Here is a 20,766-nt window from a genome sequence, read left to right as displayed (position 1 = left end):
GCCTTGATCAGGCTGTCATCCAGGTCCAACTCAGGGCTACGCCAAGGGGCACGGACAGGTTGTCGATGCCCCAGACGCTCATTTGTTCGAGCCCGACAGCCAACGAGCAGACGGCCAAAAGTCGAAGTGGGTTGAGTGGACTTTGGGTCACTAGTACTAAGGCGAACAACACCACAGCACTGGTGATGGCCATCGTGCTTGTGCCGATCAAGGACTTGCGCTGCTCCAAGACCGTCCAGTTTGGGGAACGAATGGCGCGTCCAATCAGACCTGCTAGGCCATCACCGAACGCCATCACCAGCACACCAGCACAGGCAGCAGCTGGATTTTCAGCCCAAAACAGGATCAGAAGCAGACAGATGGCGACGCCATAGGCAACGGTCCCGTAGCTCTTTCGACCCACATCCTCCACCGCAGGTAGCAAGTGCCAACGGTGATTGATCAAGGTGATCACGGTGACCACCACAGCGAAAGGCACTGCAATCGCGATTGGAATGCGGAGAAACCAGGCGAGTGGAAGAACCGGTCCAGTGCCGATGTGAACAATCTTTCGACTCAGCTCGCGTTGATTGGGCCAGCGTTGACGGCAGATCAGAGCGCTGCCTAAGACACCGGCCATCCAGAGGGCGATGAGCAAGAGAGATGGCAGAGGCAAGGACGACTCAGGCGGCCTGTTGATGATTGGTCATCGTGCGTAATTTCAAAATGGCTTTGGATTCGAGTTGGCGGACGCGTTCTCGTGACACATTGATTTGACGGCCAATTTCGGCAAGGGTGAGGGGTTCTTCTCCACCAAGGCCGAACCGTAAACGCAAGATTTTTTGTTCGCGCTCATTGAGCTGTGAGAGCCAGCCGCCCAGGTGCTCCTTCTGAATGCTGCGATCCATGCCTTCCATCGGCTCATCGCCGTTGGGATCTGGGATCAGTTCTCCGAGGGTGCTGCGATCTTCTTCGCCACGGGCGTGAGCATCAAGAGAAGCGCAGGGGGCGCTTTGGGAGATGAGTTCTTCGAGGTCTCTCGGTTCAATACCCATGGCATGAGCCAACTCCAAACGGTTCGGTTGACGCCCGAAACGATGGGAGAGCTCCCGGGTGATCTTGCGCATTTTCGACAGCTTTTCACTGATATGAATCGGCAGACGGATCGTGCGCGCACTGTTGTCGATCGCCCGTGTCATCCCTTGCCGAATCCACCAGTAGGCGTAGGTCGAAAATTTGTAACCCATCGCCGGGTCAAATTTGTCGACAGCACGTTCGAGCCCGATCGCCCCTTCCTGAACGAGGTCAAGAAGTTCGAGGCCTTGATTTTGATATTTCTTGGCGACACTCACAACCAACCTGAGGTTGGCAGCCATCATCCGGTCGCGTGCTCTCTTCCCCATCCGGATGCGATGGCGTTGTTTAGGAGTCCGGTCTTCTTCTTGAATGTCAAGAAGCTCTTTCATGGCTTGCACATGATGGGCAAGCTCAATTTCTTCAGCAGCCGTTAGGAGTGGTACACGTCCGATACTGCTTAAGTAATGACCAATTGAATCGGTGGCCAAGCGTCCACCCGAACGACTTGTTCTGCCGGAGCTTGTGCCACGTGAATGATTGGCTGTATTGCGTCGACTAGCTGTCGGCAATAAAGGTTCCTTAGAGGTGCCTTTAGGGGCAGCCTCATTGGACTCCAGAGGGATCCCCATCACCCTGGTCTCCTGACGAATTTGGGCGAAACTTAGCACCTTGAGCGCTTAGTGGCGGTTGCAATTCTGAAGCCTTTCGGTAGCTCGCTATCTGGATCGATTTGCAGTGTTGATGGCTACAGAAATATTGGGTTTTTTCCTGATTTTGCCTTCAATCGTCGTTGAGGATTGCATTCGATTTGGTTGAACTAGTGCATTCCTTTCCAGTCATCAATTAACTGAGATTGGGAGTTGCGCTCTTCTCCTTCGGGATACCGTTGAATAAACGTACCATCGGATTGCATGTCCCAAGCACCCCTGTTATCGCTTAGGTAGCGTTCAAGCAGGCGTTCGAGCTGTGCTCTGAGGTCGGGTTCTTCAATGGGCACAACCGCTTCGACGCGTCGGTCAAGGTTGCGTGGCATCAAGTCGGCGCTACCGATGAATACCTCTGGTTCCCCACCATTGTTAAACCAAAAGATGCGTGAATGCTCTAAGAAGCGACCAATAATGCTCACCACGCTGATGTTGTCGCTAATGCCTTCAAGGCCCGGGTAGAGGCTGCACATTCCTCTGATAATTAATCGAATGGTGACTCCGGCTTGAGAGGCTTCGTACAAAAGAGCAATGATTCCCGGATCCACCAGAGAATTCATCTTCGCTTTGATTGATCCACCACGGCCTTGTTTGGCATGTTCGATTTCGCGGCGAATCAATTGTTCCATTCCCTTTCTTAGGGAGACAGGAGCAACGAGTAGCTTGCGGAAGCTTTGTTGTTTGGAGAAGCCTGTTAGATAGTTAAACAACTCCACGAGGTCTTGGCCGAGCTCTGGTCGTGCTGAAAGCAGACCTAGATCGGTGTAAAGACGAGAGGTTTTGGAGTTGTAGTTGCCAGTGCCGATATGCACGTAGCTGCGCAGCCGCTCTTTTTCTTTGCGTACGACCAGAACAATCTTGGTATGCGTTTTGAGGCCAATGACGCCGTAGACCACATGCACCCCTGAGCGCTCAAGATGTTTGGCCCATTGAATATTGTTGTCTTCATCAAAACGTGCCTTGAGCTCTACCAGGGCCATCACCTGCTTCCCATTTTCTGCTGCACGGATCAGTGCTGCGATGATCGGGGAATCTTTGGAGGTGCGGTAGAGGGTCATCTTGATCCCCATCACAAGGGGATCATCTGCCGCTTGATTGATAAATTCCTCGACTGAGGTGGAAAACAAGTCGTAAGGGTGATGGAGGAGAACATCGCGACGACGCACGACTGAGAAAATGCTCTCGAACTCCTCTTCTTTGATAGAGCCATCTTCCAACCTTCCCCTCTGCGCTCGGCTGAGGATGGCAGGAGTTTGACCTGAATGTGTTGCATCTTTGAGGTGTGGCAACGGCAGGCTCATCAAGCCGAAAAGATCATCGAGCCCGAGGGGGCCATTCACCCTGTAAAGGTCTTCTTCAACCACGGACATACCGTCCATCAACATCTCAATGACGTCTTGAGGGGTGTCGCTAGCAACTTCCAGGCGGACGACTTCACCCCCCATCCTTCGCTTTCGCAAGCCCTGTTCGATGGCGATCATGAGATCGTCGGCTTCAAGGTCGCGTAGTTCCAGGTCTGCATCCCTGGTGACCCGGAAAAAGTAATGACCTTCAATGCTCATTCCTGGAAAGAGCAGGCTGAGATTGAAAGCAATGACCTGCTCAAGAGGCACTGCTGTGTGCAATGGCTTGGCATCAGCGCCGCCAAGCTCAATGGGAATTGAGACAAAGCGCGGAAGGATCTTCTGAGGAACCTTCACCCGGGCCAGCTGGCGTTGCCCCGACTCTGGGTCATGGATCAGGGCGGCGACGTTGAGGCTGAGATTGCTAACGAAGGGAAAGGGATGGGCAGGATCCACCGCTAAGGGCGTTAAGACCGGAAAAATCGCCGTTTGAAAGAAATTGTCCACCCAGTGCCTCTGGGCTTCATTCAGCTGTTGGTAGTTGAACAGGAAAACGCCGTGATCCTCCAGCCCTACGCGCAGATGGTCGAGGAAATGCTTTTGCTGGGCCTCCAGCAGAGCTGAGAGCTGGTTGCGAATCTCATGGAGCTGCTCCCGAGGGTTGAGGCCGTCTTCGCTCTGCTTGTCGATACCGGCCTCAACCTGAGATTTCAAGGACGCCACGCGCACCATGAAAAATTCATCCAGGTTGTTGCTGAAAATGGCGCTGAATTTGGCCTGCTCTAATAACTGTGTTCTTTGGTCAAGCGCCTGAGCTAAAACGCGCCGGTTGAAGGCGATCCAGCTGAGTTCCCGATTGATGTAGAGGTTCCCGGGAAGCATGACGCCGCTCATAAATGGACGAGAGCACTGTGCTCGCAAGCGAAAGGTAGCAATCGTCGGTCACCCTGTGGACTCCTCAAGGGGACTGCGCGTCACCAAGAGCACGACGACTAGAAGTAATCCGGCGCCTCCAAAGAACGGACTGGTTTGACCCAGGAGGTCGTAGCCCAGTCCAGCGAGAGGTGGGCCTAAAAAACTGCCAAGACTCTGCAGTGCTTGCAGGCTGCCAAGAGCTGCTCCTTGTCCTTCATCGCTGAGGCGCCTCGAGACGAGGCTGCGAAGGCTTGGGGTCACGAGACCCGTGCCGCTGGCCAAAATCGCCACGGCTGTAAACACTCCGATCCTGGCTTGCTCCGGATCGGTTGTGGGGATGAGCAAACAACCGGCGATGACTAAACCGAGGCCGATCAGCGTGAGTTTCCACTCCCCAAACCGTTTCACCAATGGACCGATCAGGCCACCCTGGACCACGGTGGCGACGACCCCCACAATCAAAAAGGCTGTAGTGGCAAGCTCTGGACCCCAATTGAAGCGTTGCTTGAAATAGAGAACCAGGATTGCGGTGAAGCCATTGAAGGCAAGAAAGAACAGAAAAAAGCCCAAGGCCAGACGCCCGACGGCTGGATTGCCAATCACCCGCGCGATTTGAGCGAAGGGGTTGAGCTCCCGTTTGCGGGGAAGAACGCGGCGTTCTGACACCGGATGGGTTTCAGGGAGCAACGTCAGGACAACAACAAGGTTGAGCACGGCGAAGCCGGTTGCCACCCAGATCGGCACCGTGACGGCAATGCGGGCTAATTGGCCACCAAGAAAGGGGCCGATAATGAAACCAAGCCCGAAGGCCACTCCGATCAATCCGAAGGCGCGTGCGCGTTGCTCCGGAGGGGTGATGTCTGCGAGTACGGCTCCTGCTGTGGCGGCTGTTCCACCACTCACCCCATCGATGAGTCGGGCCCCAAACAGAAGAAACAGGGGTAAGACAGCACCTGGGGGCCAGTCTTGGCTCACGGTGATCGCAAACAGTCCGAGGCCGAGGACGGAACCACTGACGCAGATGGCGATCACAGGCCTGCGGCCGAAGCGATCACTCAGGGCTCCGATTAAGGGAGTCGCTGCGAACTGAGCAAGGGCGTAGCTGCCAGCTAAGAGACCAAGGGTGCGACCGTCGGCATTGAACGATGCCAACAGAAAGGGCAGCAATGGAAAAACAATGCTTTCGCTTAGTCGGTCATTGAGAAGCGTTAGAAACGCACTTAATAACGTTGGAACGTGAGGACGGCGCACGTTCGATCGAGACGGTTAATCACCCTCCCACAGACGCCCGCCAGGCGATCAGTTTTTCTAAGGCGGCGGTGCCAACTCCATTGGCTTGCATGGTGCGGGCCTCCTCTACACCGTCCTCCAAGCTTTTGCTCAGTCCGCTCAACCAGAGGTAGCAGCCTGCGTTCCAACGCAATGATTGGGCCATGGGCCCTTGGCCTAGAAGGGCCTCTTTGGCGTGTGTCGCCCAGGCCTCCTCTGATTCCCAGCGGGGGTCGTCTCCAAAGCAGCCATGATCACGGGGGTGAACGATGTGTCGTTCGGGTTCTCCTGAGTTGTGAATGCGAGCTGTGATCCCGGCCCGACTCACCGGCAGGTCTGTTCCGCCCTCTAAGCCCTTCACGGTGATGACCTCCGTTTCTCCGGCCAGCTCTAGGGCTTGCCAGGCTCGGCTTTCCGTTGGTGGATGCACAAATCCACTCACAAGCAGGTGGTGCCCTTGGTGAGCAGTCCAGAGCAGCTCGGCGCTGGCCAGTGGAGGTCGTTTCCCGAGATCATCCCGCGCGGGAAGCAGTGCCTCGCCAAGAGGGAAATGTTCCGGTTGATAGATGAGGGCAAGACCATGGAGGTTGAATCCTGCTTGAACATCATTGATCGACAGTCCCTGCAAGTTGAGTCCGATCGAAGCGAACAGCTCTGCGGCAGTGATTCCAAATTTCACCGGCATTCGCTTCCCTCCCTGCAAGACCACAGGCTGTCCACACCCCACCAACAGCAACGTTGTTAAGGGGTAGATCGGTGCCGTGCGAGATCGGCCGTCAAAGGGCATGCCAAAGCAGATCGGCCGGCGTTGATCGGCTTCACTCTGAAGACAGGGCCCGAGACGTCTATAGGTATCGAGCATGCCGGTGAGCTCTTGAGGCTCGGGCCTGCGGATGCGATGGGCAATGAGAAAGGCGCCGATTTGAACGTCTGAAGCTCCTCCCGTGAGCATCAACTCCATGGCCTCATCGGCTTCGCTTCGCGTTAAACCTTTGCTGGTGTGCTCTCCACTGCCAATTTTGCGTAGCAATTGCTTGAAACATGCACGCTTATTGGCTTCTGGAGAGCTTTGCATTGATATGACCGGAACCGAAAGAGATCGTTCCGCAGAATCATCTCCTTCGGTGGTAGTCATTGATACCAGAATCTTTTATGTAAGCCGTTGGCTAGCTTCTGCAAAGGCCCGCATAGCTCCCGTGTAGGGGGTGGGATGGGTGCTGACGTCCTTCGGCGTAATAAAGCCGTTCAATGAGCAGGTTTGGAAAGGCTTCACGCACAACGGCTGGGGTCAACGACAAAGAGTCACTGGTAAAGAAGTTATTGATACTTTTTAGGGCCTGATTCAGGGTTTGAGCGAACTGATTCATGGGTGAGGTAAGAAACATGAAAACGAACTAACCATCAGCTCAATCATGATGCTGTTTCCCTCGTTGTCGTTCTGTCGCCGATGCTGCTATTGGTTGCTCCGAGCTTTTGAAATGGTAGTCAATGCATCTTTTTTGGGTCTTGATCTTGTAGATGATTTGTTGACTGCTGAGTGGTCCCGCAAGGGTTGCTGATCTCTAGTAGTTCTTTATTGGTCTTTTATTGCATGACAACATCTGCTTTGGCACCGTCCTTGGCTGGTCCCTCGCCATCGACGCTTACTGCTTCACTCATGGCGGCAAAGAAGGCGAAGGGTCTTTCCTTCGCCGACTTAGAAGCGGCCCTTGGGCTCGATGAGGTTTGGATTGCTTCTCTCTTTTACGGACAGGCAACCGCATCCCCTGAAGAAGCGGAGAAATTAGCAACATTGTTGGCTCTCGATCCAGCTATTACCGCTGCGCTGCAGGAGTTTCCGACGAAAGGAAGCCTAGATCCTGTGATTCCTACAGATCCGCTGATCTATCGTTTTTATGAGATCATGCAGGTCTACGGTATGCCTCTTAAAGATGTTATTCAGGAAAAATTTGGCGATGGAATTATGAGTGCCATCGACTTTACTTTGGATGTGGATAAGGTTGAAGATCCCAAAGGAGACAGGGTAAAGATTACAATGTGTGGAAAATTCTTACCTTATAAAAAATGGTGAGTTTTTGATCTCATTCAAAATGCCCGGCCTAGCCGGGTTTTTTTTAATGTCTTTAATATTGCTGTTGAAGCTGACGGAGGGCATGCGCACTTCGTTCTGGATTGGTGAGCTCTGCACTCAGTGACTTCAGCGCTATTTTGCTATGAGTTGTGGCCATGCAACCCAAGGCTCTTAAGGCAGCTTCAGCAGCTGCATCGGAGCCTTTATGGACCAGAACCGCAAGCCTGGTGCTGATCTCAATGTCGTCTCGTCGCTGCAGCAAGCGTATGCAGGCGATGACAACGGGATCACGCCAATCTTGCAGAGTGCATTCACACAACTGCAGTAATTCAACGGCCTGAAGTTGATGAGATTTGAAGCTGAGAAGATCTAAACCGGCGAGGCGTTGTGCTTGGCTGGGCAACTGCAGAATGTGCTCATATTGAGACAGTGTGAGTTCTGCACCCCAGCAACTCAGTGCCTTGAGCAAAAGGACATCTGGATCATCGGATTGCTTCAGCTGCGTGAGTAACCAATCTTTTGCTTCAGGTTGATGGCATAGGCCGGCTGCATGGATCAATTCAGGATGTATTCCGTGCTGTTCGATCAGGGCATGGATGATTGGCCAACCTGTTTCTGCGAACATCCCCAAACGCTCAGCCACTGCAAAACGGAGTTCAGCAGAAAGGCTGGGAGAGAAAACCTCTCCCAGCCAGGTTGGATTCAAAGGAATCTTCCGTGCATTGGCCAGCCGATCCCAAAGGGAGGCTTCATCAATGGCACTCATATGGTTTGAAGTCAGCGGGCGCCGAGTTCAGCGGCGAGTTCACGTTCTAGCTTTTCATCATGCTCTGTGGGAAGCACATCGGAAATTTTGGTGCGATGGGTGCTGTAGAAGAGCATGCCGATGAACACCATTCCTCCAACAATATTTCCCAAGGTGACTGGGAGGAAATTCCAGAAAATCACCTTATAGAAAGGAACACCTGAACCGAGGATTGGTCCAGCTGTATGCAGGAACTGGTTCACAACAATGTGCTCCATGCCCATTGTTTGGAAAGCTGTAATCGGCAACCAGCAGGCAAGCAATTTGCCGGGAACACTTTTGCTCACAAGAGCCATCGTGACGCCGAGGCAAACCAACCAGTTGGCCACAACTCCGCGCAAGAATGCCAAAAAGAAACCCATGCTTCCAAGGGCCTCGTACTTTTTCACAACGTTGATCTGGTTAAGAGCAACGATTTTTTGAGCCACAAGATCCCAAATGGGTGGACCAACATTCTCAGCAGAAGCATCCATGCTTCCGCTGGTGAGGCTGATGGCCATGATGATCGCCACAACGAGCGTGCCGATGAAATTGCCAATCCAGACCCATGTCCAATTTCTAAAGGTTGCACTCCAGCTACATTTGCCGGCCCATGTTGCCATCGGTAGCAACGCGAAGTTTCCAGTGACCAGCTCCATTCCGAACAGGACGATGCTGGCAAAACCAAATGGGAATAGAAGAGATCCCACAAATGGCAGTTTTGTGAGGATTCCTACCGTGAGGGCCAGGATGACGGCAAGACCAAGAATGGCGCCAGAGTAAAAGCCACGGATCAGCAGGTTTTTAATGCTGACGGTTGCTTTCTTGCCGCCGGCCAAAATCATGCCGTCGACGAGTTCATTAGGTAGGACGTAGTCCATCTGGGACGCTGTTGCGCTCATGATTGGGTTTAGTAAATGAAAAAAGAATCAACCGCTAACGCGATTCATTAAGCGTGAGAAGACATCTTGTTGCTGTGGTGATACAGAGATTGGATCTTTGTCTTTACCACTTGCGCTGAGCCAATTGACAAAACGCGATAGAAAATCACCTTTGAAAGACATTGGGAAATGAATAAAAGTTTGGTTCGTGATTGCGTTTAACCATGGCTTCAAAATAAAGCGCCACGGTTTGACGTCGTCGAGCTAATTCGGTTTGCTTAAGCTCGAGGCTTTGCTCCGAATTGTTCGATAAGCACCTGTCGAAGAACGTTTTGAATGTCTTCAGCGGGAATGGCTTTTTGCTGCACTTCCCCGATCTGTGGATTTTCGCCTTGCGATCCTCCGATGCTCAAGGTGTAGCCCTCACCCATTTCGCCTTTGCTGTTTTTTGCCTTCGTGCCTGTCAAACCAATGGCACCCATGAAGGCTTGCCCGCAGGTGTTGGGACATCCGGTCCAATGGATCTTCAGCTCTTCGGGAAGCTCGAGCTCTGCATCGAGTTGGTTCGCTGCAGCAATGGCTTGGTCTTTGGTGTTGGTGAGACCAAAACTGCAGTAAGTGTTTCCTGTGCAGGAGACCGTTCCCGCCGCGATGGCTCCCGGTTGCAGGGGGAAGCGTTGCAGCAAGGAGTCAGCTTGAAATGCGTCGAGATTGTCTGTGGAGAGCCCCACAATGATGACGTTCTGGTCCTCCGTTAGACGCACTTCGCCAGATCCATATTCAAGGCTTGCAGTGGCTAAATCGTGAAGATCATTGGCAGTGAGTCGCCCAACGTTCACATGAAGCCCCGCGAAAAATTCGCCTGGATTATTTTGAGGATGAATTCCGTAGTGAGACCGTGGTGTGTCATTGAAGACTGAACCTGGATCTTCGGCTAGAGGGCCAAAAAGTTCTTCAACTTTGTTCCTGAAGGTTTCGACGCCAAGTTGGTCGAGATACATGCGAAAGCGCCCTTTAGGACGCTTATCACGTTCACCATTGTCACGCCACAAGCGGATGACGCAATCCGTCATTTTGCAAATCTCATCTTGCTTGACCCATGCATTCATAGGCAGCGCGTAGGCATTCATCTGAGAGGAGAGGATCCCTCCGATCCAGACCCCGAAACCCATCACACCATCACGTTTGACGGGATGAAAGACGATGTCGTTATGCAGTAAAAAATTATCCTTGGCACCCGCAACGGCAGTATTCCACTTGCGAGGGAGATTGGAATATTCTGGATTCCCTTCACAATGGTTGGTTAGGAAATCTTGCAATTCAGTTGTAAAAGGGCGTGTATCAACAATTTCGTTCGGGTCAATTCCTGCTAATGGGTTGCCTGTTACATTTCTAGGGTTGTCAAAACCCGATTGAATTGAACTCAGTCCGACTGATTTAAGGCGTTTGAGAATATCTGGCAGGTCGTCAAGTAAGACTCCTCGAAGTTGGAGATTTTGGCGAGTTGTGATGTCGCAACTTCCATTCTCTCCGTAGCGTTCAACAATGGAAGCAACAACGCGTAGCTGCTGATTGCTGAGCACACCGTTGGGGACTCGTAGGCGAAGCATGAACTTGCCGGGAGTTTTGGGACGCCAGAACATTCCATACCATTTCAGGCGAAGCTGTAGATCGGTTTCGTCTACTTCTTCCCAGCCAATCCGAGCAAACTCCTCAATTTCATCGCCCACAAGAAGCCCATCTTTTGAAGCTTTGTTCTGTTCAATCTTGTTGAGTTTCTTGTTTTCTAGGAATGTTCTTGTCGGGATTTGAATGCTCATAGCACGACTGATTGATAGAGGAATTCGTCGGTTGGCGAGATTCCCAGCACATCAGATTGGGGCGTGCTGGAGGAAACGTTTATAGCGATGAGTGGTGTGCCCTTTCGGTATCGGTTGGAACCAAATTGGCCATCACGAGCTCGAAATTATGTTTGATGTGATACAGGAAAGTCTCCTGGTTTCTGGCTCGATAGATCCGTCATTGGATCCAAGAATTTGATTCAGTATTGGCGACCGATTTCACCGATCCAGCGAACGGCTCCTTGGCGGATCATCGACCAAACCCTTGCCATGGCTGCTAAGTCGCGGTCAAAGTCATTGCGAAATCGTTTTGGTGCCCGGCTGCTGCGAGCTGTTGGGTGTATGGGAGCGCGAGAATGCTTTCTGCCGTAGTAAGTCATGCATGCATGAATCGTGACCACTCGACTTCATCAGTTCCGGTGGGTTTCGATCCGTGGCCGTTGCTACGTAAACGTGCGGAACCTGGTCGTGAGTACGGCCTGCGCTTGGTGATTCACGGCCGTTCTGGTGGAGTTGTTCCCCCCTGCTTTCAGGAGCTGTTGATTGCTGTCGGTGAGCTCCGAAAAGCCTCAGTAGAACTAGAGGTATTAACGGCGGAGAGCCCGAAGCCAGCACGGCGCGATTGTGCATCCCAATGGTTGGTGCCCCTGCTGTTGCTTCCTGGCAGCCATGCGCGCTGTGATGTTCCTCAGATTCGGGACCGGTTGAGGGGTGAGGGTGTCGCAGTGAAGCCGCTTCCGTTTCTTGGCTCTTGGGAGTTTTGGTGGTTCCTGATGTCTCGTTGGATCGCTGACGTTTCTGTCCAGCACCCCTCGCTAGCGCTGATTCACCACCCATTAAGGCCAGGGCTGTCGGATCGTTTCCTCACTTCACTGCAACGCCGCTTTGATCTGCCCGTTGTGCCCTTTGATCGTTGGGATAGGTTTGTTGTTGATCATCCAACCATGGTTCCATTACCGCTTTCGTTAGCCCCTAACCGGATGTCGGAGGCGCTGCGTCAGGCTGGCGGTTTGCCTTCTCTCCTTGAAGATCCTGTGCTCCGTCAGGGTCTGATCCATTGTCTTGCTGCATTGCCGTGACTGACTCGACCAACACAGGAACTGTGTATCTCGTTGGCGCGGGACCAGGAGATCCAGACCTTCTTACCGTCAAAGCGCATCGTCTACTGCGATGTTGCGATGCCCTTGTTTACGACTCATTGGTTCCTAGTGAGGTTCTCGAGCTTGTCCCCGAGACCTGTGAGCGCCACTTCGTCGGTAAACGCCGGGGGCATCATTCCGTTCCGCAGCCCAGCACCAACTCGGTGCTCGTGGCTTTGGGTCAGCGCCATCAAACTGTGGTGCGCTTAAAAGGAGGCGACCCTTTTCTTTTCGGACGCGGAGGTGAAGAGGCCGCCCATTTGGTCTCCCATGGCATTGCTGTTGAGGTGGTGCCGGGTGTGACCTCGGGTATTGCTGCTCCGGCTTATGCAGGAATACCAGTGACCCATCGGCGTGCCGGCTCCTCGGTCACCTTTGTGACCGGTCATGAGGAGATCGATAAACGTCGCCCCTCCGTGAATTGGCGCGCTCTGGCCACCGCGAGTGATGGTTTAGTGATTTACATGGGTTTGCATAATCTCCCGCGAATTGCTGAGGAATTGATCGCTGGCGGTTTGGACGGAGAGACCCCTGTTGCTGTTGTTCAGCAGGGCACCGTGGTTGGTCAGCGATGCCTCAAGGCACCTCTGCGCGAGGTGGCAGAGGCCACTCGAACAGAGAACTTTGCTTCGCCTTCCATCGTGGTGGTGGGTGATGTGGTGAGCCAACAAGTGGCTGCCTGTGCGCCTGAGCCCGCGGCGGTGACCATGCCGATTCCATTCTGAATTTTGATCCTTTGGCAGCTAAATGACGTAGACGCCTGAGGCCCCTCAACGCCCTAATCGGGATCCACCTTTTCTTTCCAGGATGCTTCTCGTAATCGCGGCAGAAGTTGTACGAGGTTGCAAGGAAGGGTGTTTGCATTCAATTGGCTGGAGATGAGTCGGTCCCAAGCTGTTTGAACGGCATCTAAAGAACCGGGAAGCACGAAGACGATGGTTCCGTTGGCGACGCCTGCCAGGCATCGACTTTGCAAGGTGCTGGTCCCGATGCTCTCGTAGGAAAGAACCCGGAAGAGTTCACCAAAACCGTCGATGGTTTTGTCCAGCAATGGGGCGATCGCTTCTGGGGTACCGTCTCGGCCTGTCAGGCCTGTTCCCCCGCTTGTGATCACCACATCAACGCTTGGATCGGCAATCCACTGACTGAGTTCTGAGCGGATCTGGTAACGATCATCAGGGCAGATACGCCGATCGCTGAGTTGATGCCCTGCTGCCGTTAAACGTTGTTCGAGTGCATCACCGCTGGTGTCTTCCGCCCTGGTGCGTCGGTCGGAAATGGTGAGGAGAGCAATTGAGAGGGCCAGCTCCAGCATCGCGAACGAAAGATAACGCTAGAACGAAGCAGGGCTTGAAGTTGTTTCCTATGACGAAATCTCCGGAGAGAACACTCCAGGTGTTGTTGTTTGCTTCGCTTCGAGATCAGGCTGGCTGGGATGAACAGTCTGTGTTTCTTCCTGACAAAGATGTTGTGACGGCTGAAGACATTTGGGATCAGTTGAAGCTTGGACCTCGCCCTGCGTCTGTGCAGATCTCGATTAATCAGCGGTTGGTGAGTTCGCTGACCCCTGTGCAAATAGGGGATGAAGTTGCGTTTCTTCCACCCTTTACCGGAGGTTGAGGGGATGACACAAAAACTGGAAATAACAGTTGAGATTCACAGCCAACCCTTTGATCCTTGGATTCAGTTGTCTGAATGGTCATCGACTGCGGCTGCTTTAGCCTCATTCAGTGGACGGGTTCGGGATGTTGCTGAACATGGGAGTTCGCTTGAAGCGCTTGAGCTCACGCACTATCCAGGACTGTGCGAAAGCTTGATCCGTGAGGATGCGGAACGGTTGTTGATGGCGCATGGCGCGACTGCAGCGCTTGTGATCCATCGGGTTGGGCGCTTATCGCCTCATGAGGTCATCGTGCTTGTGGCGATTGAGGCTGATCGGCGTGGTCCTGCGCAACGTTGTTGCATGGCTTTGCTTGAAGCGATCAAGCATCAGGCCCCTCTTTGGAAAAAAGAGTGGAGGGATGGACAAGGCACCTGGGTTAGTGGAAATACGCCGCTTTGATTCCCTCTTTAGAGGAGGCGTGCTCGCATGAGTTGCGCCCAAAGACTCTCGCCGGCTTCTAACCGTCCGGTTTGTGCTGGAATCTCCAGCAACAGATCGCTCTGAACCAGAGAGCCAATGCGGGATGAGGCTTGAGAATCGCTCACCCGCGCCATCAGCTCTCCGCTGGCATTGACCTCCAAGTGTGCGCGGGCTAATTCGGGGCGTCCTGGCCGGCGAGCCAAAGCGTTGGCCAGCTTGACTTTGACGCGTGGAAAGAACTCAGGCTCTTGTTGACCCTCCAAGAGCTGTAAGGCTGGCCAAAGCAGTTGCAGGGCTGTGATCGCTGCAGCAACAGGGTTTCCAGGGAGGCCAAAGAAAGGCACACCCCCTCTTTGATTGTTGATGTGCCCGAAGGCAAAGGGGCGTCCGGGCTTTAGAAATAGTTTCCAGAAATTCACTTGCCCCAATTCACTTACAAGCGCTCGGATCCAGTCACTGTCTCCTGCTGAAATTCCGCCTGTGCTCACTACAACATCGCAGGTGTTGCTGAGCTCAGCTAAGGCCCGCCGCAAGGCTTCTGGCTGATCGGGAATCACACATTTTGTATGGACCACCTGATGGAGGCTGTTCAGGATCGCCTCAAGCAGGGTGCTGTTGCTTTCCCATATGGCTCCTGCGCGTCGCTCTAGCCCGGCTGGCACAAGCTCATCGCCGCTGATTAGGAGGCCAATGCGAGGTTTGAGATGGACCTCCAGTGTGGCTACGCCGCAACCTGCCAGGCGTCCAAGCTGGGAAGGCGTTAAGCGCAGGCCTGGATTGATCAATCGATCCCCGGCTTTGCATTCTTCGTCTTCGGCTCGGATCCAGGGTTGATCCGAAACTTCAGCAGCCAAGCTCAGTTGCGTTTGGCTCGTCTCCACGCATTCCTGAGGCAAAACCCAGCCTGCTCCCTCTGGGAGGGGTGCGCCGGTCAAGATACGGATAGCTTCACCCGCGTTTAAGACTCGATTAAATGGAGATCCCGGGGCTGAGCGGCCGTGAAGGGTCCATTGTTGGCCGACACTCGGTTGATGGTGTTGTCCTAAGGCATAGCCATCCATAATTGAGGCTCGGAACCCTGGGATCGAGACAGGAGCGTTGATTGGTTTGGCATTGACGCGCCCTAGAGCCTCGTCAAGGGGCACCGTTGTTAGGCCTTTGATTGGCTTGATGTGTTTGAGCAGCCGCTCTCTAGCTTCGTTAAGAGGTAATCCTTCGCGGCCATAGGGCTCAGCGGGACCAGGCACCGTTGCGGCCTCCGTCCTTGTGGGTGAGAGCGACCTGTCCCAAGGTCATCCCGGGATCAATCGATTTCAGCATGTCGTAAAGCGTCAGCAATCCAATGGATACCGCTGTCATGGATTCCATCTCCACACCCGTGTTGTGTGTTGTGCGGCACCGGCAGCACAGAATTAGTCCCGGTAATGAGGAATCCGGTTCGATCGTGACTTCCACGCCACTGAGTGGTAACTGGTGGCAAAGGGGAATCAGTTCCCAGGTACGTTTCGCTGCTTGGATGGCAGCGACTCGCGCAACAGCAAGGAGATCACCTTTCGGCGTATTGCCGGAACGGATCAGTTCCAGCGTGGTTGGCTGCATTTGAAGGCAACCCCTAGCGCTTGCTTCGCGTCGCGTGGGGAGGCGATCACCCACATCAACCATGTGAACATCACCGGATGCGTTGAGGTGAGTGAGGCCTTTTTCCATGCTTAGCGGCTGCCAAAGGCAGACCAAAGTGTGGCTTCAGAGCCCACAACTGGAGCCACCTCGGCTTTTGGAGATGAGCTGGTGGCTGCTGAAGACGCAACTTGCTCAACAACTTCGCTGCGGGATCCCAACTCGGCCCAGAGGGTGGCTGGTGAGCCAATCACAGGCTCCACTTTTGCGCTGGCTTGATTGTCGCCGATGGCAACGCCAGCTTGACTGCGCACCATTTGTACTGCAAGCGACCCAACAATGAAGGCTCCTAAAAAGCCCGTTGCTATGGCGATTTGACTGCGATTCCCTGTAGAGACGACCCCAGAGTTCATGCCTAAGTTGAAGAATTCAGACTCTCACTATGGAAACGTGTTGAGTGAATCGCTACCAAATGAGGCAAAAGCTCCAGGATAATTCACATTCTTGAGGCCGTAGGGCGTGCCTGCATGTGCATTGGCTTCGCTGGTGTACCAGCCGTGAAGAGAGCCAAGAAGAAGTCCAAGGGAAATGGCTAAACGCACAGAACAGGTCATAAACTCGCGAAATCTTCTCTTTGGATGAAGGAGTTCGAAGTTGCGATTGAAACCATTTCGGTGGGCGATATCTGCAAATGGTTCAAAGTGAACAATTTATGTCGTTAAATGCATGAATCAAGCCAGCCATTGCTTTGGGTTTGAGAAGGATTTTGTGGGGAACTGGCGGTGCATCCCTCTTTGTGTGCGTCGGAAGCTAGATCTCATTGGCGTCAAATTAAAATTGAGTCATTGGCTTGAGCTCACTCAGGAACAGCGCCAAATGCTTGTGGATTGGCCTGATGAGTTGCCAGTTTTGAATGAGTTGCGTGAGCACTTGCGACTTCTTACTCGGCTGTTGGCGGAGGGGATGGCCAAAGACCTGCCCTTAGCTGTGGATGAACCTTGGCAAGTGTTGGGAGAACTGCCCAGCATTGTGCAGGAATCTGCCTTGAAAAAATCGATTGTTATTAATGTGAACCAATGGGCTTCTTTGTTTGAATTAGAGCGTTTTGCCTTATGTAAATTGGCCCGTCCTGGCCATGATCATCACAACTTGGATGCTGCTTTTAGCGAAATACTGGGTTGATCAATTTTCGAAGCGCTTCTAAGCGCCCCGCTTCCTGTTCGATTGGTTTGATGACAGAAACTGCTGGAGCGACAATGACTGCACTTGCTTTTAATTCCGGTTGCTTTGATATGGGGCAAGCCTGTTCATGCATCAGAGCATTCACTTCACAGGCTTGAGTTTGCGTGAATCCCCAATGCATCGGAAGAAAGACTGTGCTCCGTCGGATTTTGTCTGTGACTTTCACACGAGCGGTGAGTTGGCCCCTTCGGGAGCTCACCGCGGCGAGCTCTCCATGCTTCACCGCAAACTGATCTGCATCTTTAGGGTTAATTTCTAAGAGGGGTTCTGGGTGCATCGTTTTTAAGCGCTCCACCTTTCCTGTCCGAGTCATCGTGTGCCACTGTCCGAGATAACGGCCAATAGTGAGGACCAGTGGGTAGGTGTCACAAGGTGGTTCTGCAAGACCAAGTGGTTGGTCGCTACAGAACCTTGCTCGTCCATTTGTGGTTAAAAACTTGTGATTGGTGTACAGCCGTTTTGACTCTTGAGATGGTGAACTGTTTTGAGGAAATGGCCATTGTTGGGGTCCTTCTTTGTCCAGAACGTTATGACTTAGCCCTGAGACATCACATAATCGTTTTTTCGTTAGTGCTGTAAATTCTGCATAAACTTCAGCCGCAGATGCGTATGTGAATTGTTCTTCAAACCCTAAGCGCCTTCCGATCTCGGCAAACACTTCCCAATCGGGGCGGCTTTCTCGATGGGGATTCCTGAATGCTGGGCAGTAAGTCACCCTGCGCTCAGAGTTGGTCATGGTTCCAGCTTTTTCGCTCCATTGAGCAGCTGGCAGAAGAAGATGGGCGTAATGCGATGTTTCAGAGTCTGCATAGGCTTCGCTAACGATGACCAATGGGCAGCGCTGCATCGCTGTTTTGACGCGATCTAAATCTGGCATGCTCACGAGAGGGTTCGTCGCAACGACCCACCACAAATCCAGCTCTCCCCGTTCCATTGCCTCTACCTGTTGCCAGGCCGTTAGTCCAGGCTTGGAGTCAATTTTCCCCTCAGAAAACCCCCAGGAGTGCTCGACTTCAGCACGATGCTCCGGGTTCGTAACTTGACGATATCCGGGAAGAAGGTGGGAGAGACCGCCTGCTTCTCTGCCTCCCATGGCGTTGGGTTGCCCTGTTAAGGAGAAGGGTCCAGCTCCTTCTTTGCCAATTTGACCTGTCAATAAGTGCAGATTGATGATTCCACCCACGACGGCTGTTCCTTCGCGCCGTTGATTCACACCCATCGACCAGAGGCTCAAGACTTTTTCGCGCCGATGAAACAGTTGGGCGACTTCCCGTAGACGTTTTTCCGGAATGCCACAAAATAAGGCCACACGTCTAGGGGTCCAGCGGGCTACGACATCAAAAAAGGCGTCGTAGTTGTCCGTGCAGTTATCGATAAACGTTGGGTCTTGTCCGTTTTCACGGATCACCAGGTGGGCAATGCCGTGAAGGAGGGCAAGGTCACTCCCAGGAGCGACTGCTAAATGAATGTCAGCAGCCTTTGCGGTATCGGTTTGGCGTGGGTCCACCACCACAATGGTGACGGAGCCAGGGTGTCTTTTTTTTCGTTTTAGTAATCGTTGAAAGAGCACTGGATGGCATTCAGCGGTGTTGGTTCCGATCAGAAACGCCACCGTGCAATGGTCTAGGTCTTCGTAGCTGCAGGGGGGACCATCTGAGCCCAAGCTACGGGTGTAACCCGCAACAGCAGAACTCATGCAGAGTCTTGAATTAGCGTCAAAGTTGTTCGTTCCAAGTGCTCCTTTGAGGAGTTTTTGCGCCAAGTAATAGTCTTCGGTGTGAAATTGCCCAGATCCATACATGGCGATGGCCTCTGGTCCTTTGGATTTGAGGCTAGTTTTGATCTGGCTTGAGATGCGCTCAAGCGCTTCATCCCAGCTGATCGGTTGGAAGTCGTCATCAAGACTGTTGCGTCCAAAGGGTTGATCCAGTCTTCCCCTCGACAGGGCTTCTCCGACTGTTGCCCCTTTGATGCAAACTTGGCCGAGGCTTGATGGATGCAGTCGATTCCCTCGTGCCGTCCACATTGGGGTCCCCTCTGCATCTCGACGCACGGCCTCCCCTTTTTGGGCTGGTGGTCGTAAGTCCAGACCACACCCCACTCCGCAATAAGGACATTGACTGCGAATGGTTGTGGTTGGTTCTGCCATGATTTCAAGTGGGTATTAGAAACACCCGGAGCCAATGGCGCCGGGTGCTTTGCAGATACGAACAGATATAAGGAATCAGCTGTTGGCGAATTCAGGAGTCGATGTTTCTCCTTCATGCAAGTCATCGAAGGAACCTTTGGGTTCTTTGAGGAAGAAGAAGCAGAAGAAAGCAACAATCAGGCCAGCGACCCCCAAGACTTGGAAGAAAGCACTATTGGAGGCTGCGATGATTTCTGGAGAAGGATCTTTACCCCCACCCATCCACATCGGAAGCAAACTAAAAATTGTGAGGTAAGTTACAGCTCCGACGTTGCCATAGGCGCCAACCAAACCAGCAACTTGGCCTGTGACGCGTCGCTTCACCAAAGGAACGAGTGCAAAGGTAGCTCCTTCTCCTGATTGAACGAAGAAAGAGGCCAGCATGGTGATCAACACAGCGATGATGATCCCTGTGGTTCCGCTGAATGTGCCAGGTTTGATCATGCTCATGACGAGGTAACCAATACCCAGACCGCCAGTTAAGAACGCCATTGTGTTTTTACGACTGCCAAGTTTGTCGGAGATCAGACCACCAGCGGGGCGAGCGACAAGATTCACAAAAGCAAAGCAGGAGGCAAGGATTCCAGCGGTTGCTTTGGGGAGATCAAAAGTGGTTTCGAAAAATGTTGGCAACATTGAAACAACGGCCAACTCTGATCCAAAATTCACAATGTATGTGAGTTCAAGGATGGCAACCTGCTTGAATTCGTAGCGATCTTCTTTCGGGTATGTTTTTGTACCCATGATCAGTTCTCGATTGGTGCGAATGATTCCCCAGGTTTGAAAGATAAACCAGATAAGAACCGCAGCTAACGCCAGTGGATACGTTCCTGCATTCAGGAAACCAACCTTTTGTAAGCGCCAGCAGAGGACACAAAGAATGGCTGCAAACGGAACATTCATTCCTAACAATCCCCAGAAATCACGCATTGATGTGACTTCCAATCCAGCTGTGCGCTCAGGCTTTTGATAAGTTTTTCCAGGGGGTGTATCGCTAACGTTGAAGTAATAAATAAAGCCGTATACAGCAGAAATAATTCCCGTCAGAGCAATTGCACCACGCCAATTAAGGACAGCGCCTGAGGGAAGTTCAAACCCGCCTGAGAACGAGAGCCATCCGGCTAGTCCTACGAGTGTTAAGGCCGAGAACGCTGATCCGAAATTGCCCCAACCGCCATAAATCCCCTCAGCTAGGCCAATCTCTTTCGGAGGGAACCATTCGGCAACCATGCGGATCCCGATCACAAAGCCTGCACCCACGATGGATAACAGCAGGCGTGCCACCACGAGTTGATTGAAGTCTTGGGCTGAGGCGAACATCAGGCAAGGAATGACCGAAAAAACCAGCAGGCTGGAATAGGTCAGTCGAGGCCCGTATTTGTCGAGGAGCATTCCAATCAGAACGCGGGCTGGGATCGTGAGAGCCACGTTGCAGATCGCAACGGTGCGGATTTGACCGAGAGTTAAACCCAAATCGGCTTTAACGGTGGTTGCCAAAGGCGCCAGGTTGAACCAGACGACAAAGGTCAGAAAAAATGCGAACCAGGTGAGATGAAGAGTTCGATATCTCCCCTGGAACGACCAGAGTTCTCCAAGCATGGGGGGTCTAAATGTGTGTAAATCAACCCCGGCT

The 20,766-nt window shown here is 52.8% G+C and carries 23 protein-coding genes; 6 read left to right on the top strand and 17 right to left on the bottom strand.

The window, feature by feature from the left end:
• Positions 1 to 7 precede the first annotated feature (7 nt).
• From SYN8016DRAFT_RS09925 to SYN8016DRAFT_RS09900, 6 genes are all read right to left on the bottom strand, one after another.
• Positions 8 to 619, bottom strand: coding sequence for a diacylglycerol/polyprenol kinase family protein (locus tag SYN8016DRAFT_RS09925; protein WP_006854258.1), 612 nt, complete (start codon positions 617 to 619; stop codon positions 8 to 10).
• 43 nt (positions 620 to 662) lie between these two features.
• Positions 663 to 1,685, bottom strand: a complete 1,023-nt coding sequence (locus SYN8016DRAFT_RS09920; protein ID WP_038014391.1) for an RpoD/SigA family RNA polymerase sigma factor — start codon at positions 1,683 to 1,685, stop codon at positions 663 to 665.
• 188 nt (positions 1,686 to 1,873) lie between these two features.
• Positions 1,874 to 3,997, bottom strand: a complete 2,124-nt coding sequence (ppk1, locus tag SYN8016DRAFT_RS09915) for a polyphosphate kinase 1 (protein ID WP_006854256.1) — start codon at positions 3,995 to 3,997, stop codon at positions 1,874 to 1,876.
• A 48-nt stretch (positions 3,998 to 4,045) separates the two neighbouring features.
• Positions 4,046 to 5,269, bottom strand: a complete 1,224-nt coding sequence (locus tag SYN8016DRAFT_RS09910; RefSeq protein WP_006854255.1) for a tetracycline resistance MFS efflux pump — start codon at positions 5,267 to 5,269, stop codon at positions 4,046 to 4,048.
• 19 nt (positions 5,270 to 5,288) lie between these two features.
• Positions 5,289 to 6,362, bottom strand: a complete 1,074-nt coding sequence (locus SYN8016DRAFT_RS09905; protein ID WP_038014290.1) for an anthranilate phosphoribosyltransferase family protein — start codon at positions 6,360 to 6,362, stop codon at positions 5,289 to 5,291.
• Positions 6,363 to 6,453: 91 nt separating this feature from the next.
• Positions 6,454 to 6,654 carry a hypothetical protein gene (locus SYN8016DRAFT_RS09900; protein ID WP_006854253.1) on the bottom strand — a complete coding sequence of 67 codons (201 nt, stop codon included), beginning with the start codon at positions 6,652 to 6,654 and terminating at the stop codon, positions 6,454 to 6,456.
• Between the two features lie 251 nt (positions 6,655 to 6,905).
• On the opposite strand from SYN8016DRAFT_RS09900, the gene cynS reads away from it, so the two are divergent.
• Positions 6,906 to 7,358 carry a cyanase gene (cynS, locus tag SYN8016DRAFT_RS09895; protein WP_071778049.1) on the top strand — a complete coding sequence of 151 codons (453 nt, stop codon included), beginning with the start codon at positions 6,906 to 6,908 and terminating at the stop codon, positions 7,356 to 7,358.
• Positions 7,359 to 7,410: 52 nt separating this feature from the next.
• Here the strand turns inward: cynS and SYN8016DRAFT_RS09890 are convergent, their stop codons facing one another.
• The 4 genes from SYN8016DRAFT_RS09890 to SYN8016DRAFT_RS14565 all read right to left on the bottom strand — a co-directional run bounded on the left by SYN8016DRAFT_RS09890 (position 7,411) and on the right by SYN8016DRAFT_RS14565 (position 11,265).
• Positions 7,411 to 8,124, bottom strand: coding sequence for a hypothetical protein (locus tag SYN8016DRAFT_RS09890; RefSeq protein ID WP_006854251.1), 714 nt, complete (start codon positions 8,122 to 8,124; stop codon positions 7,411 to 7,413).
• 11 nt (positions 8,125 to 8,135) lie between these two features.
• On the bottom strand, positions 8,136 to 9,023 hold the full coding sequence (locus tag SYN8016DRAFT_RS09885; RefSeq protein WP_038014387.1) for a formate/nitrite transporter family protein: 888 nt from the start codon (positions 9,021 to 9,023) through the stop codon (positions 8,136 to 8,138).
• Positions 9,024 to 9,301: 278 nt separating this feature from the next.
• Positions 9,302 to 10,843 (bottom strand): ferredoxin--nitrite reductase, encoded by a 1,542-nt coding sequence (locus SYN8016DRAFT_RS09880; RefSeq protein WP_006854249.1) that lies wholly within the window; start codon positions 10,841 to 10,843, stop codon positions 9,302 to 9,304.
• Between the two features lie 221 nt (positions 10,844 to 11,064).
• On the bottom strand, positions 11,065 to 11,265 hold the full coding sequence (locus SYN8016DRAFT_RS14565) for a hypothetical protein (RefSeq protein ID WP_159098323.1): 201 nt from the start codon (positions 11,263 to 11,265) through the stop codon (positions 11,065 to 11,067).
• An 18-nt stretch (positions 11,266 to 11,283) separates the two neighbouring features.
• Here SYN8016DRAFT_RS14565 and SYN8016DRAFT_RS09875 point away from each other — a divergent pair, with 18 nt between their 5' ends.
• Together SYN8016DRAFT_RS09875 and cobA are read left to right on the top strand one after the other, a co-directional pair.
• On the top strand, positions 11,284 to 11,943 hold the full coding sequence (locus SYN8016DRAFT_RS09875) for a DNA mismatch repair protein MutS (protein WP_038014287.1): 660 nt from the start codon (positions 11,284 to 11,286) through the stop codon (positions 11,941 to 11,943).
• Positions 11,940 to 12,728 carry a uroporphyrinogen-III C-methyltransferase gene (cobA, locus tag SYN8016DRAFT_RS09870; RefSeq protein WP_006854246.1) on the top strand — a complete coding sequence of 263 codons (789 nt, stop codon included), beginning with the start codon at positions 11,940 to 11,942 and terminating at the stop codon, positions 12,726 to 12,728. Before SYN8016DRAFT_RS09875 ends, cobA begins: the two co-directional genes overlap by 4 nt.
• A gap of 53 nt (positions 12,729 to 12,781) precedes the next feature.
• Here cobA and moaB read toward each other — a convergent pair whose 3' ends face one another.
• The gene (gene moaB, locus SYN8016DRAFT_RS09865; protein WP_038014384.1) at positions 12,782 to 13,309 is read right to left on the bottom strand and encodes a molybdenum cofactor biosynthesis protein B; all 528 of its coding nucleotides are present in this window, start codon (positions 13,307 to 13,309) and stop codon (positions 12,782 to 12,784) included.
• Between the two features lie 59 nt (positions 13,310 to 13,368).
• Between moaB and SYN8016DRAFT_RS09860 the strand changes: the two genes are divergently transcribed.
• Positions 13,369 to 13,623 carry a MoaD/ThiS family protein gene (locus SYN8016DRAFT_RS09860; protein WP_006854244.1) on the top strand — a complete coding sequence of 85 codons (255 nt, stop codon included), beginning with the start codon at positions 13,369 to 13,371 and terminating at the stop codon, positions 13,621 to 13,623.
• Positions 13,624 to 13,627: 4 nt separating this feature from the next.
• Positions 13,628 to 14,065 (top strand): molybdenum cofactor biosynthesis protein MoaE, encoded by a 438-nt coding sequence (locus SYN8016DRAFT_RS09855; RefSeq protein ID WP_038014285.1) that lies wholly within the window; start codon positions 13,628 to 13,630, stop codon positions 14,063 to 14,065.
• A gap of 8 nt (positions 14,066 to 14,073) precedes the next feature.
• On the opposite strand, the gene SYN8016DRAFT_RS09850 is transcribed toward SYN8016DRAFT_RS09855, so the two are convergent.
• The 4 genes from SYN8016DRAFT_RS09850 to SYN8016DRAFT_RS15390 are packed head-to-tail and all read right to left on the bottom strand — an operon-like array spanning position 14,074 to position 16,317.
• Positions 14,074 to 15,333: a molybdopterin molybdotransferase MoeA gene (locus tag SYN8016DRAFT_RS09850; RefSeq protein WP_006854242.1), complete on the bottom strand. Its 1,260-nt coding sequence runs from the start codon at positions 15,331 to 15,333 to the stop codon at positions 14,074 to 14,076.
• Positions 15,317 to 15,793 carry a cyclic pyranopterin monophosphate synthase MoaC gene (gene moaC, locus SYN8016DRAFT_RS09845; protein WP_006854241.1) on the bottom strand — a complete coding sequence of 159 codons (477 nt, stop codon included), beginning with the start codon at positions 15,791 to 15,793 and terminating at the stop codon, positions 15,317 to 15,319. The genes SYN8016DRAFT_RS09850 and moaC overlap by 17 nt, the downstream gene beginning before the upstream one ends.
• 2 nt (positions 15,794 to 15,795) lie before the next feature.
• Positions 15,796 to 16,116 carry a hypothetical protein gene (locus SYN8016DRAFT_RS09840; RefSeq protein ID WP_006854240.1) on the bottom strand — a complete coding sequence of 107 codons (321 nt, stop codon included), beginning with the start codon at positions 16,114 to 16,116 and terminating at the stop codon, positions 15,796 to 15,798.
• 27 nt (positions 16,117 to 16,143) lie between these two features.
• Positions 16,144 to 16,317, bottom strand: a complete 174-nt coding sequence (locus tag SYN8016DRAFT_RS15390; RefSeq protein ID WP_006854239.1) for a hypothetical protein — start codon at positions 16,315 to 16,317, stop codon at positions 16,144 to 16,146.
• A gap of 112 nt (positions 16,318 to 16,429) precedes the next feature.
• Between SYN8016DRAFT_RS15390 and SYN8016DRAFT_RS09835 the strand changes: the two genes are divergently transcribed.
• Entirely contained in the window at positions 16,430 to 16,885 is a 456-nt protein-coding gene (locus SYN8016DRAFT_RS09835; RefSeq protein WP_006854238.1) for a nitrate reductase associated protein, read from the top strand.
• Here SYN8016DRAFT_RS09835 and SYN8016DRAFT_RS09830 read toward each other — a convergent pair.
• Together SYN8016DRAFT_RS09830 and SYN8016DRAFT_RS09825 are read right to left on the bottom strand one after the other, a co-directional pair.
• A complete protein-coding gene (locus SYN8016DRAFT_RS09830) occupies positions 16,866 to 19,094 on the bottom strand; it encodes a molybdopterin oxidoreductase family protein (RefSeq protein ID WP_006854237.1) in 2,229 nt (742 codons plus the stop codon). The genes SYN8016DRAFT_RS09835 and SYN8016DRAFT_RS09830 overlap by 20 nt on opposite strands.
• 75 nt (positions 19,095 to 19,169) lie before the next feature.
• Entirely contained in the window at positions 19,170 to 20,732 is a 1,563-nt protein-coding gene (locus SYN8016DRAFT_RS09825) for an MFS transporter (protein WP_006854236.1), read from the bottom strand.
• Between the last annotated feature and the right edge of the window lie 34 nt (positions 20,733 to 20,766).

Origin of the sequence: Synechococcus sp. WH 8016 (assembly GCF_000230675.1) — a bacterium.
Classification (GTDB): Bacteria; Cyanobacteriota; Cyanobacteriia; order PCC-6307; family Cyanobiaceae; genus Synechococcus_C.
The sequence above is the reverse complement of the archived record's forward strand: the minus strand, read 5'-3'. Positions and strand labels throughout refer to the sequence as shown.

Bases quoted from the DNA above. Each gene is read 5' to 3' on its own strand.
- SYN8016DRAFT_RS09925 (WP_006854258.1), bottom strand. From the start codon at position 619: ATGGCCGGTGTCTTAGGCAGCGCTCTGATCTGCCGTCAACGCTGGCCC.
- SYN8016DRAFT_RS09920 (WP_038014391.1), bottom strand. From the start codon at position 1,685: ATGGGGATCCCTCTGGAGTCCAATGAGGCTGCCCCTAAAGGCACCTCT.
- ppk1 (WP_006854256.1), bottom strand. From the start codon at position 3,997: ATGAGCGGCGTCATGCTTCCCGGGAACCTCTACATCAATCGGGAACTC.
- SYN8016DRAFT_RS09905 (WP_038014290.1), bottom strand. From the start codon at position 6,362: ATGCAAAGCTCTCCAGAAGCCAATAAGCGTGCATGTTTCAAGCAATTG.
- SYN8016DRAFT_RS09900 (WP_006854253.1), bottom strand. From the start codon at position 6,654: ATGAATCAGTTCGCTCAAACCCTGAATCAGGCCCTAAAAAGTATCAAT.
- SYN8016DRAFT_RS09890 (WP_006854251.1), bottom strand. From the start codon at position 8,124: ATGAGTGCCATTGATGAAGCCTCCCTTTGGGATCGGCTGGCCAATGCA.
- SYN8016DRAFT_RS09885 (WP_038014387.1), bottom strand. From the start codon at position 9,023: ATGGACTACGTCCTACCTAATGAACTCGTCGACGGCATGATTTTGGCC.
- SYN8016DRAFT_RS09880 (WP_006854249.1), bottom strand. From the start codon at position 10,843: ATGAGCATTCAAATCCCGACAAGAACATTCCTAGAAAACAAGAAACTC.
- SYN8016DRAFT_RS09860 (WP_006854244.1), top strand. From the start codon at position 13,369: ATGACGAAATCTCCGGAGAGAACACTCCAGGTGTTGTTGTTTGCTTCG.
- SYN8016DRAFT_RS09855 (WP_038014285.1), top strand. From the start codon at position 13,628: ATGACACAAAAACTGGAAATAACAGTTGAGATTCACAGCCAACCCTTT.
- moaC (WP_006854241.1), bottom strand. From the start codon at position 15,793: ATGGAAAAAGGCCTCACTCACCTCAACGCATCCGGTGATGTTCACATG.
- SYN8016DRAFT_RS09840 (WP_006854240.1), bottom strand. From the start codon at position 16,116: ATGAACTCTGGGGTCGTCTCTACAGGGAATCGCAGTCAAATCGCCATA.
- SYN8016DRAFT_RS15390 (WP_006854239.1), bottom strand. From the start codon at position 16,317: ATGACCTGTTCTGTGCGTTTAGCCATTTCCCTTGGACTTCTTCTTGGC.
- SYN8016DRAFT_RS09835 (WP_006854238.1), top strand. From the start codon at position 16,430: ATGAATCAAGCCAGCCATTGCTTTGGGTTTGAGAAGGATTTTGTGGGG.
- SYN8016DRAFT_RS09830 (WP_006854237.1), bottom strand. From the start codon at position 19,094: ATGGCAGAACCAACCACAACCATTCGCAGTCAATGTCCTTATTGCGGA.
- SYN8016DRAFT_RS09825 (WP_006854236.1), bottom strand. From the start codon at position 20,732: ATGCTTGGAGAACTCTGGTCGTTCCAGGGGAGATATCGAACTCTTCAT.